Annotated in this window: 13 protein-coding genes; 10 read left to right on the top strand and 3 right to left on the bottom strand. The window is 43.9% G+C overall.

The features are described from left to right. Positions 1-43 precede the first annotated feature (43 nt). Positions 44-607, bottom strand: coding sequence for a helix-turn-helix domain-containing protein (locus tag EST42_RS00680; RefSeq protein WP_134643764.1), 564 nt, complete (start codon positions 605-607; stop codon positions 44-46). A 267-nt stretch (positions 608-874) separates the two neighbouring features. On the opposite strand from EST42_RS00680, the gene EST42_RS00675 reads away from it, so the two are divergent. Continuing rightward, positions 875-2,275: a sugar porter family MFS transporter gene (locus EST42_RS00675; RefSeq protein ID WP_106443887.1), complete on the top strand. Its 1,401-nt coding sequence runs from the start codon at positions 875-877 to the stop codon at positions 2,273-2,275. A 70-nt stretch (positions 2,276-2,345) separates the two neighbouring features. On the opposite strand, the gene lepA is transcribed toward EST42_RS00675, so the two are convergent. Further along, positions 2,346-4,127, bottom strand: a complete 1,782-nt coding sequence (lepA, locus tag EST42_RS00670) for a translation elongation factor 4 (protein WP_010373578.1) — start codon at positions 4,125-4,127, stop codon at positions 2,346-2,348. 244 nt (positions 4,128-4,371) lie between these two features. Between lepA and EST42_RS00665 the strand changes: the two genes are divergently transcribed. The 7 genes from EST42_RS00665 to EST42_RS00635 all read left to right on the top strand — a co-directional run bounded on the left by EST42_RS00665 (position 4,372) and on the right by EST42_RS00635 (position 12,136). Next, on the top strand, positions 4,372-4,641 hold the full coding sequence (locus EST42_RS00665; protein ID WP_134643763.1) for a helix-turn-helix domain-containing protein: 270 nt from the start codon (positions 4,372-4,374) through the stop codon (positions 4,639-4,641). Between the two features lie 143 nt (positions 4,642-4,784). Then, positions 4,785-6,113, top strand: a complete 1,329-nt coding sequence (locus EST42_RS00660; protein WP_010373575.1) for an APC family permease — start codon at positions 4,785-4,787, stop codon at positions 6,111-6,113. 77 nt (positions 6,114-6,190) lie between these two features. Further along, complete coding sequence (locus EST42_RS00655) at positions 6,191-7,297, top strand: SLC13 family permease (RefSeq protein ID WP_063084121.1); 1,107 nt, start codon at positions 6,191-6,193, stop codon at positions 7,295-7,297. A gap of 67 nt (positions 7,298-7,364) precedes the next feature. Continuing rightward, positions 7,365-7,925 (top strand): GNAT family N-acetyltransferase, encoded by a 561-nt coding sequence (locus EST42_RS00650; protein ID WP_134643762.1) that lies wholly within the window; start codon positions 7,365-7,367, stop codon positions 7,923-7,925. 421 nt (positions 7,926-8,346) lie between these two features. Further along, positions 8,347-9,333, top strand: coding sequence for a DHHA1 domain-containing protein (locus tag EST42_RS00645; RefSeq protein WP_134643761.1), 987 nt, complete (start codon positions 8,347-8,349; stop codon positions 9,331-9,333). Between the two features lie 157 nt (positions 9,334-9,490). Further along, positions 9,491-10,954, top strand: coding sequence for a 6-phospho-beta-glucosidase (locus EST42_RS00640; RefSeq protein WP_134643760.1), 1,464 nt, complete (start codon positions 9,491-9,493; stop codon positions 10,952-10,954). A gap of 240 nt (positions 10,955-11,194) precedes the next feature. Further along, positions 11,195-12,136: a hypothetical protein gene (locus EST42_RS00635; protein WP_134643759.1), complete on the top strand. Its 942-nt coding sequence runs from the start codon at positions 11,195-11,197 to the stop codon at positions 12,134-12,136. Positions 12,137-12,183: 47 nt separating this feature from the next. On the opposite strand, the gene EST42_RS00630 is transcribed toward EST42_RS00635, so the two are convergent. Next, positions 12,184-12,780 (bottom strand): DUF4767 domain-containing protein, encoded by a 597-nt coding sequence (locus EST42_RS00630; protein WP_081215779.1) that lies wholly within the window; start codon positions 12,778-12,780, stop codon positions 12,184-12,186. A 252-nt stretch (positions 12,781-13,032) separates the two neighbouring features. On the opposite strand from EST42_RS00630, the gene EST42_RS10825 reads away from it, so the two are divergent. Then, the gene (locus tag EST42_RS10825) at positions 13,033-13,434 is read left to right on the top strand and encodes an inorganic phosphate transporter (protein ID WP_245150311.1); all 402 of its coding nucleotides are present in this window, start codon (positions 13,033-13,035) and stop codon (positions 13,432-13,434) included. Next, positions 13,329-14,063 (top strand): inorganic phosphate transporter, encoded by a 735-nt coding sequence (locus EST42_RS00625; protein WP_245150310.1) that lies wholly within the window; start codon positions 13,329-13,331, stop codon positions 14,061-14,063. The genes EST42_RS10825 and EST42_RS00625 overlap by 106 nt, the downstream gene beginning before the upstream one ends. The last annotated feature ends 6 nt before the right edge of the window (positions 14,064-14,069 follow it).

Raw genomic sequence — 14,069 nt, 5'->3', positions numbered from 1 at the left:
GTGAACGGCGTTTTGAGTTCACAAGCCACTTTTTAAATGCGGTCTACATAATCGTCATGTTAACTAATTGATCAAAATAGATTAAATCAGGTGTGACGTCGATGCGGAATTCTTCGTTTTTGTAGAGCAGAATTCGCCAATCGCTGACTTTGTTGTCATGACGTTCATCGATAAATTGATTCATGGTGCCGTCGTGATTCAACAAGATATAACCAGCAAATTCGTCCAACACGGTGGCTAAGTCAGTGGTCCGACGTTCCGTTTTAGTCTGCCCGTTAGCTGGCAATAACGCGATTGTAAATTCACCAATTTCTGGCCTGGTGTTATCAAAATACCATTTGAAGGCCAAGAGATCATTCATGGTTAATCCGATATTCATTAAGTAGTCAACGCTAAGACGGAAATGAATCGGCTCAGTGTTATCCGGCAATGCGTCAACGTGAAACTTATCCGCATAGTATTCAGCAAAACGTTGCCACATCAAAATTTCCGGTTGCTTATGCCCGGATTCGTAGTCGTTAAGCTCTGCAACAGTAATTTGTAACGCTTGGCTAACTTCGGTTGCGCCAAGTTGGAAAAAGTCGCGTAAGGTTTTTAAATTATTCATGACATTATTATAACAAATACCGGACGAATGGGGTGTTACTAACAATTCGTCCGGTATTTGTCCGGTTTAACAGAATATTTTACAATTTGTACGGACAATGTGTATAATAAAGATGTTCTTGAAAACGTTTTCTTTTAACGAAAAGTCGTTTTGACAGAATGGCGTCAGTACAAATGGGCCGAGGGGTTAGATTTACTGTTCAATTGTACGGACAATTAGTTTTGTTGCGTTTACACATCATTTTTATACATTTGGAGGAATTGTTTCATGTCTGAGAAGAAAATCCCAAGCGGATTTATTTACTTCTTCGGCGCATTTGGGGGAATCCTATTCGGTTATGACATTGGGGTTATGACTGGTGCTTTGCCATTTTTGCAAAGTGATTGGAATTTGAACGATGCCGCAGTGGTTGGTTGGATTACATCATCTTTGATGTTGGGAGCTATTGCTGGAGGTGCCTTGGCGGGTCAATTGTCTGACAAGCTAGGTCGTCGTAAGATGGTGTTGCTATCAGCCGTCTTGTTTATGATCGGGTCAGTTTTGGCTGGATTATCACCACACGATGCTGTTGGTTATTTGATTGGAACGCGTGTGTTGCTTGGGTTGGCCGTTGGTGCTGCTTCAGCCTTGGTTCCTGCCTACATGTCAGAAATGGCACCTGCAGCATTGCGTGGCCGTTTGTCAGGAATTAATCAAGTCATGATTGTGTCTGGTATGTTGATTTCATACGTCATGGACTTCTTGTTGAAGGGATTGCCAGAACACATCGCTTGGCGTTTGATGTTGTCATTGGCGGCGGTACCGGCTTTGATCTTGTTCTTAGGTGTGTTACGTTTGCCTGAGTCACCACGTTTCTTGGTGAAGTTAGGTAAGATTGACGAAGCCCGTCAGGTGTTGTCATGGATTCGTAAGCCTGAAGAAGTTGATGACGAATTGACGTCAATTCAAGAAATGGCAGAAGTTGAGTCAGAAGCTTCAAAGAACACAACTTGGGGATCTTTGCTAGAAGGTCGTTACCGCAAGTTGGTGATCGCCGGTATCGGAGTCGCTGCATTCCAGCAATTCCAAGGTGCGAATGCCATCTTCTACTACATTCCTTTGATTGTGGAGAAGGCAACTGGCCAGGCTGCCAGTGATGCGTTGATGTGGCCAATTATTCAAGGAATTATCTTGGTAGCCGGATCATTGTTGTTCTTGGTCATCGCTGAAAAGTTTAACCGCCGTACATTGTTGATGGTCGGTGGAACGGTGATGGGATTGTCATTTATCTTCCCAGCCTTGATTAACTCATTCATGGATGCGCACCCAATGATGATTGTTGTCTTCTTGTGCATTTACGTGGCATTCTACGCTGTTACTTGGGCCCCATTGACTTGGGTTTTGGTCGGTGAGTTGTTCCCATTGGCTATTCGTGGTCGTGGTTCAGGATTGGCTTCATCATTCAACTGGATTGGTTCATTTGCAGTTGGGTTGTTGTTCCCAATCATGACCGCATCAATGCCGCAAGAAGCCGTCTTTGCTATCTTTGGTGTTATCTGCTTGCTCGGTGTTGCGTTCATTCGCTTTGCTGTTCCAGAAACACGTGGTCGTTCATTGGAAGAAATTGAAGTACTTGGTGCTGGTGAATCACCAGCTGAAGTATCTGGTAAGCCAGTTACGAACCACTAATAAAAAACACGCTAGCGTTGTAAACGCTAACGTGTCGTTAAACGACTGTTCCTATGGGAACGGTCGTTTTTTAATTAGAATTCATGTCCAAAATCGCGTCAAAGACTGCTTGGGGCAGTTCAATATCGCTTTTCTTTTGGCCTTGGCGACGTAATTGTTGTTGTTTCTTTGATACCTTCGTACCAGAGGCCTGTGCTTTACGTAGCGGCGGTACGTCGGCACGTGAAATAGCGCGACCTTCAACAATTGCCTGTACCGGCATTGATTGTAACTTGCGCGGAATCAAATCCTTCAGCTTTGAGACGATTTCGTTACCGACGCGATCAACCTTAGAACGGTGCATCACGAATGTGAGAGCATCGACTTTCGCGTAATCGACAGCGATATCAATTCGGACCAAGTCAGATTCTTGGTAAGAATCAAACTCGGTTGAGAGGGTTGCGAAACCGTGTGAAGCTGACTTGAGTTCGTTAAAGAAGTCGTAGGCGATTTCTGAAATTGGCATCCGGTACGTTACCATTAGCATCGAACCGATGGTAGCCAAATCAACTAATTCACCGCGGCGACCTTCAGCCAAACGCATAATGTCATTCAACATTTCGTTTGGTAGGGTCATTTTAGCAAGCATGAACGGCTCTTCAACCTTTACGATTTGCCCGTAGTCTGGGAATTGAATTGGATTTTCAACGTATAAGGGTTCGTCTTCATTCTTAACGGTCACGCGATACGTTGAATTGGGCATCGTCGTCAGGACATCTAGGCCAAATTCTTCTTGCAAACGCTCACGGATAATTTGCAAGTGGAAGATACCTAGGAAACCACCACGGAATCCCATACCGAGTGCTTCGGATTGTTCAGGTTCGTATTGGAAGGCCGCGTCGTTTAGACCGAGCTTTTCGATGCCAATCTTCAAATCCTTGAATTCGCTGCCGCGGGGGTAAAGTCCGGCGTAAACCATTGGCTCCACGTCTTCGTAACCAGGAAGGGGCGTTGCGACGGGATCGTTTGCTAACGTAATCGTATCACCAACACGGACAGCTCGAGCGTCTTTGATACCGGTAACGATGAAACCAACATCGCCGGCTTGGAGAGTGTCTAATGGGGTCATCAACGGTGAGAAGACACCCATCTCTTTAATTTGTGATTTGATGCTGTTGGCCATAAACAACACGTTGTCTGATGACTTTAGTTGACCATCGAACAAACGAACTTGCACGATAACACCCTTGTAGGGGTCGAACTTTGAGTCAAAGACTAGAGCTTTCAATTTACCACTCTCATCCCCAGCAGGTGCTGGAATTCGGTCGCGGATGGCTTCCAACACAGCGTCGACACCAAGACCGCTTTTAGCAGAAATCTTTAGAATGTCTTCTTCGCGGAATGAGTCATCTAAGTCAAGGAGTTCTTCAATTGTCTTGTCGACCTCAGCGGCCATATTATCAATTTTATTAACTATTGGGATAATCACCAGGTTAGCGGCTTTCGCAAGACGGTAGTTGGCAACAGTTTGGGCTTGAACTCCCTTTGTGGCATCGACCAAGAGCAACACACCGTCAGTGGCAGATAGGCTACGAGAGACCTCGTAATTAAAATCCACGTGACCAGGCGTGTCAATTAAATTGTATTGATACTCAGTACCAGTATTGTCAATATAGTAGTTACGAACGGTGCGGGACTTTACAGTGACACCGTGGGCCTTCTCAACGCTTAAATCGTCGAGTAATTGGGCTTCTGTTTCGCGTTCTGAGACAGTGTTCGTCATCTCCATGATGCGATCGGCCAAGGTAGACTTACCGTGGTCAATGTGGGCGATGATGGCAAAGTTTCGAATGAGTGCTTGTCGGTTTGACATGAGATCTCCTTCTAAAAAATAATATCCATCTAGTTTACCATTTATTTGCAGTTTCTAGGTTTATTTGTCATTTTTCCGAACGATAAAAATAATATAGGACATGTATGGGCTTACATGCTATAATTTTACATAATTTAGGCATAGAACATTGCCGAAATGTTTCTTTCTTTTGATTTGTAAGCATGTTATCATATTGTGCATATAGAGAAAGGGAGTCTATTGTCAATCACGGGGGATTAAAGATATGGACTATTCATCAGGTGAAATGGGGCCCAGCACGTTGCATTACAGCTTCGAAAAAGCAAAGGTTGAGGACTTTGCAGTGAATGGGACACAAACAGTTGCACAACCCAAGGTTAACGAAAAGTTAGTCGAACATTATTTGGCTTTGTATGAGCGCCACCCAACGTGGACTTTTGGTCAAATTGCCAGTGGGTTACACGTTGACGCTGCGACACTTCGTCAAATTGAGAGCGCGACACATAGTAAGTTGCGCTCAGCCAAAGTACGCTAAAAGTAAATGAAAGCCGGCCACTATGATGTGCCGGCTTTTTTGTTACAGGTTGATGTTAGTTTTACTGACATTTAAAAAGACAGCGGATGCGGAACCTGGTAAAATAATACAATATTGAAAAAGTTATGAATAAGGGGCAACTCATGAACGAGCAAAACAAATTGAATCGTACCATGACGTTACTACCAGCCGTGTCAACGGTTATGGGAACGGTGATTGGTGCGGGCGTGTTCTTTAAAGCGTCTAGTGTTGCATCAGCAACCGGTTCAACTAGTATGTCGATTTTTGTCTGGATATTAGGTGGGTTGATTAGTTTGGCTGCCGGATTAACTGGCGCTGAGCTAGCAGCAGCATTACCACAAACGGGTGGTATGTTGGTGTACATTGAGCGGGCTTACGGTAAGTTGCCAAGTTATTTACTTGGTTGGGCACAGATCATTGTTTACTTCCCGGCAAGTGTCGCTGCTAAGGGTGTCATCTTTGGTACGCAGGTTGCTAATTTATTTCACCTGTCAACGAATGCAATTATCCCGGCCGGTGTTTTGGCCGTTGCTTCTGTGTTCCTCATTAACTTGTTGGGCTCAAAAGTGGCAGGACAATTCCAATCGATTACATTATTCTTTAAGTTAATTCCATTAGCGTTAATCGTAATCTTTGGGTTGCTGCAACCAGGCGGGGTTGATGTTAGTCTATTCCCAGTGACACCAGGTGCACATACTGGTGGCTGGGCGACAGCAATTGGCGGTGGTTTGCTAGCAACGATGTACGCCTATGATGGGTGGATTCACGTTGGTAATATTGCCGGTGAAATGAAGAATCCAAGTCGTGACTTGCCACGTGCTATCACTGGTGGTTTGTTGGGTATTATGGTCATCTATGTGTTGGTTAACTTTGTGTACTTGCATTCATTGCCATTTGGCGCAATTGCTGGTAATGAGAATACTTCAATGGATGTTGCCTCGCATATCTTTGGTGGTTTCGGTGGTAAATTGATCACCATCGGTATCTTGGTTTCCATTTATGGCACATTGAACGGTTATACGATGACAGGAATGCGTTTGCCATATGCAATGGCTTTGGAAAATGAATTGCCATTTTCAAAGCAACTACGTCAATTGAACCGTTTCCAAATTCCATATGTTGCGGGTATCTTCCAATTGGTATTGGCAATTGCTTTGATGTTTGTTGGTGGGTTTGACACATTGACGGACATGCTAATCTTCGTGATTTGGCTATTTTATACGTTGGTCTTTGTCGCAGTTATCAAGTTGCGCATCACAGAACCAGATTTGCCACGACCATATAAGGTACCTTTGTATCCGGTTGTGCCAATTATCGGTATTCTAGGTGGTTTGTTCATCATTGTGATGACGTTAATCTCAGAATTCCAACTGGCAGTGATTGGATTGCTACTAACTTTGGCGGGATTGCCATTATATTTCTACATGCAAAAGCGTAAGCGTCAACTATAAACAAAAAAGCAGGTCTCGTTGAGGCTTGCTTTTTACTATATACTGGATATCTAAACTAGAAAGAATTAGGAATTATTATGCAAATTATCTGGAAACGATTACTTGCTGATCGGACATTGCAGTTAACTGGTGTTTTGGCGCTACTGGCTTTGGCTTTTGGTAACGTACATTGGTCTGATATTAATGCCCATACCATCATCGCCCTGGCAGCGTTAATGATGTTAGTGAGTGTTTATGAAACTGAAGGTCTGCTGGTTTATGTCGCTAGTACGGTTGTCAGCCACTTTCAAACCACTCGTCAGATTATTCGGGTGACGTTCCTGATGGCTTTTTTTGGATCGATGCTCTTCACAAATGATGTGGCCATTTTAACGTTGGTCCCCATTTTTGTTACAATTGCTCGTAAAATCCAACTTAAGATGATTTTACCGTTGGTCTTCATGACTATTTTTGCTAATTTGGGTAGTGCGGTGACACCGTTTGGCAATCCGCAGAACTTGTATTTGGCATCGTTTTATCAATTACCGGCACTAGACTTCTTTAAAATGTCATTGCCCTTAGGCATGGTAAGTCTTGGTTTGCTCTTCTTAGTAACGTATTTGTTTGCCAACGACACTGTTGGAGCAGTTGCGCTAGAGAAGCACCCCATCAATAAGCGACACATGGTAGTGGTGTTACTAGTCACGGTCGTTGTACTAGCTGCTATTCTGAACGCGTTACCGATTGGTGTTGCACTTATTGCAAGTGGGCTATTAGCGTTAGGTTATGACCGAACAACCTTTGTTAAAATTGACTATGGGGTGTTGCTGCTTTTTGTGGGATTTTTTGTCATTGTGGGGGCGCTGAGTCGAGTGCCAGTTTTAGCATCGGTGTTAACCCATTTGACGGATGGACCAATCAAAGTGTTTTTTGCAGGCATCTTGACGAGTCAAGTTATCAGTAACGTCCCCGGTGCGATTTTGTTATCAAAATTCACACATCTGGTTTACCCACTTTATTTAGGGGTCTCTATTGGTGGTTTAGGGACGATTATTGCCTCGTTGGCTAATTTACTAGCCTGGCGCCAATACCAACTTCAAACCGACGAACAGTCTTGGTCATTTCCGACGCGTTCTATGCTGATAAACGTTCTTTTGTTATTAATATTTATCCCACTTGGTCTGATTTTATTAAAATTAAATTAAAAAATAATTGACCGTTCAAAAGCCTTCTGCTAGCATAAAACAAATGCTTTGGTAGGGGGTTTTTACATTGGGTGAATTAAAAGCAAGATTGGCGAACTTAACGCAATTTGAATCAGAACGGTTAGTGATGCGACATGCGGTTGAAACGGATGCGGCTGATATGTATGAACTGTTTCATGATCCGGAAGTGACACGATGGATTCACGTACCGGTACCTGAGTCAGTGGCGGAAACGCTTGAATTTAGTATCCGACGGTATCACTTGGCTGATCCGCTGGGGAAATACGTTTTGATTGAAAAAGGCAGCGGCAAAATGATTGGCAGCATTGACATCCGTTTGACGGAAAAGAATGCGAGCGCCGAGACTGGGTATGCTTTGAATCACGATTATTGGGGATCTGGCTACATGACGGAAGCGTTAAAAGCAGTTATTCGGGTTGGTTTTGAACAACTCGGCCTCCATCGTATCGATAGTTATCACGCGCCGGATAATGCTGCCTCTGGTCGGGTTATGCAACGGGCGGGGATGACGTATGAAGGTCGTTTGCGCGACTATGAAAAATTACCAAATGGCACATTCGTGGATAGCAACGTTTACAGTATCTTAAAAACAGAGTATGACCACTAAAAAACCGGGTTAATTGGCATAGCCATTACCCGGTTTTTTAGTGTCGCTATTTATTCGTGAGGAGCCAGACTAGACCAGCCGCTAGCCATACGCCAATAATCAGACTACCACAGATACTAGCAAGTAGTGGTAGGTAGCAAGCCGCGTCTAATCGATATAGATAGCGCGACGACAAGATACATCCCCCGAAAGCAAGCAAAACCATGCAGGTGGTTCGCCAGCAAAAAATTGATTTCATGTTTCATCATAACGTCTTCCTTAAAAATAAGTCTAAGAAAGGTGTGTTGTGAAAGCTGGCGATAATTTCGACAAGATAATGGTGAATTTATGATGTTTTGCGTCCGTTCACTAATCTTTTTGCATAACTGACCTGAAGATGCGTACAATAGACGGTAAGGTTTCACTTCGAAAGGAAGATACGATGAAAACGACTTTAATTGTGACCCATACTGATTTAGATGGGGTCATGGCCGGCTTAACGGCAGCCCAAACTAGTCAATCAGACGCCACTATTCTGTACGCTGAAGCTGGGGCACCCGGTATTGATGCTGTCCTGCAGCAAGTGCTGGATGATATTGTAGCAGACAAGGTACGTAAACCGACACACGTGATACTGTTGGACAATACCCCATCAATGCAAATGTTACTGCAATTCAACCAAGTAACGGGTATCCAGCCAGTCGTTTATGACCACCACGTTTCGAATGCACCGGTGTGGGCTGAGGCGACGACGGTGGCTCGGTTTATTACTGACGATACGGGGACATCTTCGGCGACCGAGTTGGTATTTAAAGATCAACGAGCGTCCTTTACCGCATTGCCATTTTGGCAAACCCTAGTGACACTAACGAATTTATACGATACCTGGATGTGGCAGGATGCGGCATATGATGATGACGTAGCGACAGGCTCAACTGCGCAAGTTTTGAATGAGGTGTTGTACTTTTTGGGTCGCGAACGTTTTAGTACGCTCATTACGGCTGCTAAGGAAGCATCGATTTCATCAGATGAAAAGCCACGTGAGCTGCTGATTAAAATTTTCTCACCGGTCATCATGGGACTGGTAGATGACCGCATGGCAGCTAATGCAGCCTATGTCTTGAAAAAAGCGGAAGATGCGGAGTTTGGTGATTTGATGATTAGCGCCACTACCTACCACTATGCGTATGTGACAGCGTCAAAGCAAATGTCTGAAATTGGTAATGCATTGACATCATTACAAGACGTTGATTTCGGCTTAGTGATTAATAATGGTGCATTGTCATTCCGTGTCGCTAAGGAAAAGGATGTTGATGTATCGCTTGTGGCGGCCGCCTTTAATGGTGGTGGTCACGCCAAGGCATCCGGTGCCAAATTACGTCTTGACTGGCCGGACATCTTGCAACAGGCTGCGACGACTGAAAACTAAAGTGCTTGCTGAAAACGATCGACGTTGTTAAATGCCGGTCGTTTTTTTGATTTCGCAAAAAAGCGATAATTAAAGTCAAAAAACACCCCCTTTCAAATTGGAAAGCGCTTACAATGGAGATATAGCAAATGCAGTCATACGTATCGGGGGACATGACATGGGAATTAAGTTACAAGACGACTTTCTTTGGGGTGGTGCAATTGCTGCCCACCAAGCAGAAGGGGCCTGGCAAGCAGGTGGCAAGGGCGTATCTATCGCTGATATTTTGACAGCAGGTAGTCATACTGAGCCACGACAGATTACGAACGGCGTAGTAGATGGATTGAATTATCCAAATCATCATGGTATTGATTTCTACCATACCTATAAAGAAGATCTGGCGTTAATGGGTGAAATGGGGTTTAAGGCCTTCCGAACATCGATTGCCTGGACACGTATTTTCCCAAATGGTGATGATGCAGTACCCAACGAGGAAGGGTTGCAATTCTATGATGATTTGTTTGACGAGATGCATAAGCATGGCATTGAACCAGTCGTAACATTGAACCACTTTGAAATGCCGTATCATTTGGTCACTGAGTATGGCGGTTGGTCAGATCGCCGGGTGATTGATTTGTTCGTAAATTATGCCAAGGTAGTCTTTGAGCGTTATCGTGATAAGGTTACGTACTGGATGACGCACAATGAAATTTCAAATCAAGCCGCCGTCTCAGACAATCCATTTTTCGAGTTTATGGTGTGGACGAATTCGGGACTGAAATTTGATGACAAGGCAACACTGGCTGATAAGCAATCAGCTATGATGCAGGCCGGACACTATGAGTTGGTTGCCTCAGCAAAGGCGGTCCAAATTGGTCATGAGATTAATCCTGATTTCGTGATTGGGGGGATGGTCAACGTGGCCGCTCTCTATCCGGCTAGTCCAAAGCCTGCCGATATGCTGGCTTTCCAAAAGGCGCGTCAGGCACGTGACTGGTTTACTGATGTTCACGTTCGTGGTGCTTATCCAGCCGAGTTGGAGGCATTCTTTAGGCGGACTGGTATCCGACCAGATATTACAGATGAAGATCGGGCTGACTTATTGGCTGGTACCGTAGATTACATGGCCATTTCGTACTATAACTCGACAACCGTTCGCGCAACGTCGGAACAAGACGCCGAAATTGATCATCCAGCTGACGTTGAGGTTGTGAAGAACGATTTCGTGAAGGTGAATGATTGGGATTGGGCAGTTGATCCACAAGGCTTGCGTTACGCATTAAATGAACTAAATGATATGTATCCATATCTACCAATTATGATTGTTGAAAACGGGTTTGGTGCTTACGATGAGATCGTTGATGGTCAAGTACACGACCCATACCGTATTGATTATCTTAATGCTCACGTTGCTGAAGTTGAAAAAGCAATCGTCAATGATGGTATTCCGGTAATCGGTTACTTGTCATGGGGACCTATCGACATTGTTTCAGCAGGTACTGGTGAGATGAAGAAGCGTTATGGTTATATTTACGTTGATTTGGATGATATGGGTGAAGGATCTGGCGAACGGTTGCGCAAGGATTCATTCTACTGGTATAAGCAGGTCATCGCGACACAAGGGGAAGACTTAGGCGATTAGCGGATTGATGCCCGTCACGAAACAAACCACAACTACGCTACTTTAATTATTAAATCCTTACACTAATTGATGGGCATCAAGAAAACCACAGGTAGGTTGCTATCTGTGGTTTTTGTTTGCCAATAAACAGCGGATACCGTTAGAAAACTGTAAGAATTATGTCCGGTTTTTAGCACTCTATCACGATAGTCGTCGGATTGCGTTAGAATGTTGATAGATAAAAACAAAGGACGAAGCATCATGAAGTTAAAGTTTAGTGTTTTGGGTTTGGTAGTGGTCGTGATGAGTTTGCTAGTTGCTGGACAGGCAAAAGCTGACACAGTTACAACTGATGCGACGACGAACCAACCACTGTCAGGGTATGTGTTTACTGCTAATCGTGATTGGCGTTGGTATGAGAATGGCCAGCTATATACCGGGTTCCGTAATTATTTTGGGGCAAATTATTATTTTATAAATGGTGTTCGACAAACAAACACGTGGGCGACCGAATGGGGGAAGACCTATTATCTAGGTGCTGATGGTCGAAGCGTGGAAGGCCACCTGGTGACAATTAATGGGATCGCGTACGACTTTGGCAATGACCAGACGTTCTACCTGCGTGGTAAAGTTTCTGGTTATTTGAAAGATGGTTCAGCAGCAAATGATGGTTATCGTTGGTATGACAATGGTCAACTATATACCGGATTTAAGTTTTACATGGGCACATACTACTGGTTTGTCGATGGTGTGCGTCAGAATGCTGGTTGGCGGAGCGCGTGGGGGAAGACCTATTATACGGATGCAAATGGCCGAGCAGTGCAAGGCATGCAAACGATTGCTGGCAAGCAATACTATTTTGGTGATAATAACACGTACTACTTACGAGATAATCCAGTCAACACCCGTCAGAATAAAACTAAAGCAACTGCGAATGGCTATATTTACGATGGTTCAGCGTTGAATGGTGGTTATCGTTGGTATGAGAATGGGCAATTGTACACCGGCTTTAAGCATTATATGGGCACATACTACTGGTTTGTTGATGGTGTGCGCCAAAATGCCGGTTGGCGTCATGCTTGGGGTTATACGTACTACACGGACAATCAAGGACGTGCTGTGCAAGGATGGCAGACAATTAACGGCATCCGTTATTACTTTGGTGATAATGGCACATTCTTTATGCGTTATTATTTGAAATAATCACAACTAAAAAGTAGTCATCGTACAGTTTGCGCGATGACTACTTTTTAGTTGTGATTAACAATCGATGCAAACCCAGATGCAAGGGCTTGATTGTCAGTTGGCTTGAAATACAAGTAACCTTCAGGATTACCTTGATTTTGTTGCGTGACAAGAACTTCAGGTTTTCCCTTATGAAGGGTGAATAGGTACATTGTTAACACTGGATATCTGTCGTTCGAACTGGCACTGCCGCCATAGACGGCAACCAAGTTATAGTCATGATTACCAGTGCCATCGTCGGACCATTGCAAATCAATAGCATGATCATCTACTGGAGGGTGCATGTTCATGGTACCGTTCGTGAGGGGTGTTGGGAATATGACACCGTATAGATTAAAATCATGACCAGGGTAATATGACTCGTAGTGTTGACCCATTTGACTTGCCCAATTCAGCATAAATTTAGCCAGTTGTTGGCTTTTATTAGCTGACCATGGGGATGAAGTACTGGCTACTGCCGAATGCTTTGTAGCTGGTGAAGACGCCGGCGGATTATTTACCTGTTTTGCTGATGACGTACGATGATTTGTTGCAGGTGCCGTTTTCAATGAATTCGACCCAAGTTTGGCACCGATTAGGCCAGCAGCTAAGACTGTTGTCACAAGGGTGGTGCTTATTAGTATTTTAGAACACATACCTTTTCTCCTTAACGTGATTTATAAATATAGTCTAATTCCTGTGTATGCTTTTCATATGGTTTAAATAATATGTTTTAATGATTCATTACGAAGCGAACCGGCACTGTAAATTTTGTTACAAAATCCAGGAAACCGCGTATTTACTGATATAATTATTTCTGTTGTTTTTTTAACAAATAAAAAAATTAAAACTAGTATTTATTTCAGGAGACAAATATGGAAGTCTACGTACTAGCAGTTGTGGTGATTATCGTGGCCCTGATCTTTGATGGGGTTAACGGATTCCACGACGCAGCGAATGCAATCGCTACGGCTATTACAACAGGTGCTTTGAAGGCAAGGACAGCAATTATCATGGCTGCCGGGATGAACTTGATTGGGGCCTTGATGGGAACGGCCGTCGCTGCAGTTATTGCACGTGACATCGTTGATATGACGCAAGTGAGCGCTGAGCAGCAATTATTCTTGGTTATTGCCGCTTTGCTTGGTGCAATTGGGTGGAACTTGATTACGTGGTGGTTTGGTCTACCATCTTCATCAACTCACGCGATTATTGGTGGGTTGATGAAGATGGTTTGGCTGAACAAATTGCCGGTAATGATGTACACATTAAGTTAGCCAAAGTCGTTGAAAAGGTGATTGATCCCATGGTGTTGTCGCCAGTTGTCGGATTTGGTCTTGCACTTATAATCATGGTTATTTTGAATAAGATCATTAAAAAGGCTAATTTAAAGGAAACGGATAAGTTTTTCCGAAGTGCTCAAATTTTCACATCCGCTTCATTGGCTTTGGGACACGGTTTGCAAGACGCTCAAAAGTCAATGGGATTGATGTTTATGGCGGCTGCCCCGGTTGGTTTCTTTGGCATTAAGCCTGGACAAACGGAAATTCCGCTACAAATTATCTTGATGGCATCTTTGGCCATCTCAGCTGGAACAATGGCCGGTGGACAACGCATTATTCACACGTTGGGTAGCAAGATTACGGTATTGAGTCCACAAAAAGGATTCGTGGCAGAAGCCGTTTCATCAGCAGTGTTGTTCATTTCTGCGTACTTTGTTCACGCGCCAATTTCAACGACGCATACGGTTACGTCAGCAATTGCTGGAACGGGTGCATCTGATGATATTCGTGCCGTAAAATGGAGTACGTTAAAGAACATTGTGATGGCCTGGATTATTACGGTGCCATCAGCAGGATTGATCGGTTTCATGTTCGAAGAAATCTTCCGCATGTTGTTTATGTAATTTAAC

It is taken from the genome of Weissella cibaria (genome assembly GCF_004521965.1).
GTDB classification, from domain to species: domain Bacteria; phylum Bacillota; class Bacilli; order Lactobacillales; family Lactobacillaceae; genus Weissella; species Weissella cibaria_A.
This window is presented reverse-complemented; position numbering and strand designations above follow the sequence as displayed.

Excerpts from the sequence above, each read along its gene's own strand:
- EST42_RS00680 (WP_134643764.1), bottom strand. The coding sequence starts at position 607 with ATGAATAATTTAAAAACCTTACGCGACTTTTTCCAACTTGGCGCAACC.
- EST42_RS00675 (WP_106443887.1), top strand. The coding sequence starts at position 875 with ATGTCTGAGAAGAAAATCCCAAGCGGATTTATTTACTTCTTCGGCGCA.
- lepA (WP_010373578.1), bottom strand. The coding sequence starts at position 4,127 with ATGTCAAACCGACAAGCACTCATTCGAAACTTTGCCATCATCGCCCAC.
- EST42_RS00665 (WP_134643763.1), top strand. The coding sequence starts at position 4,372 with ATGGACTATTCATCAGGTGAAATGGGGCCCAGCACGTTGCATTACAGC.
- EST42_RS00660 (WP_010373575.1), top strand. The coding sequence starts at position 4,785 with ATGAACGAGCAAAACAAATTGAATCGTACCATGACGTTACTACCAGCC.
- EST42_RS00655 (WP_063084121.1), top strand. The coding sequence starts at position 6,191 with ATGCAAATTATCTGGAAACGATTACTTGCTGATCGGACATTGCAGTTA.
- EST42_RS00645 (WP_134643761.1), top strand. The coding sequence starts at position 8,347 with ATGAAAACGACTTTAATTGTGACCCATACTGATTTAGATGGGGTCATG.
- EST42_RS00640 (WP_134643760.1), top strand. The coding sequence starts at position 9,491 with ATGGGAATTAAGTTACAAGACGACTTTCTTTGGGGTGGTGCAATTGCT.
- EST42_RS00635 (WP_134643759.1), top strand. The coding sequence starts at position 11,195 with ATGAAGTTAAAGTTTAGTGTTTTGGGTTTGGTAGTGGTCGTGATGAGT.
- EST42_RS10825 (WP_245150311.1), top strand. The coding sequence starts at position 13,033 with ATGGAAGTCTACGTACTAGCAGTTGTGGTGATTATCGTGGCCCTGATC.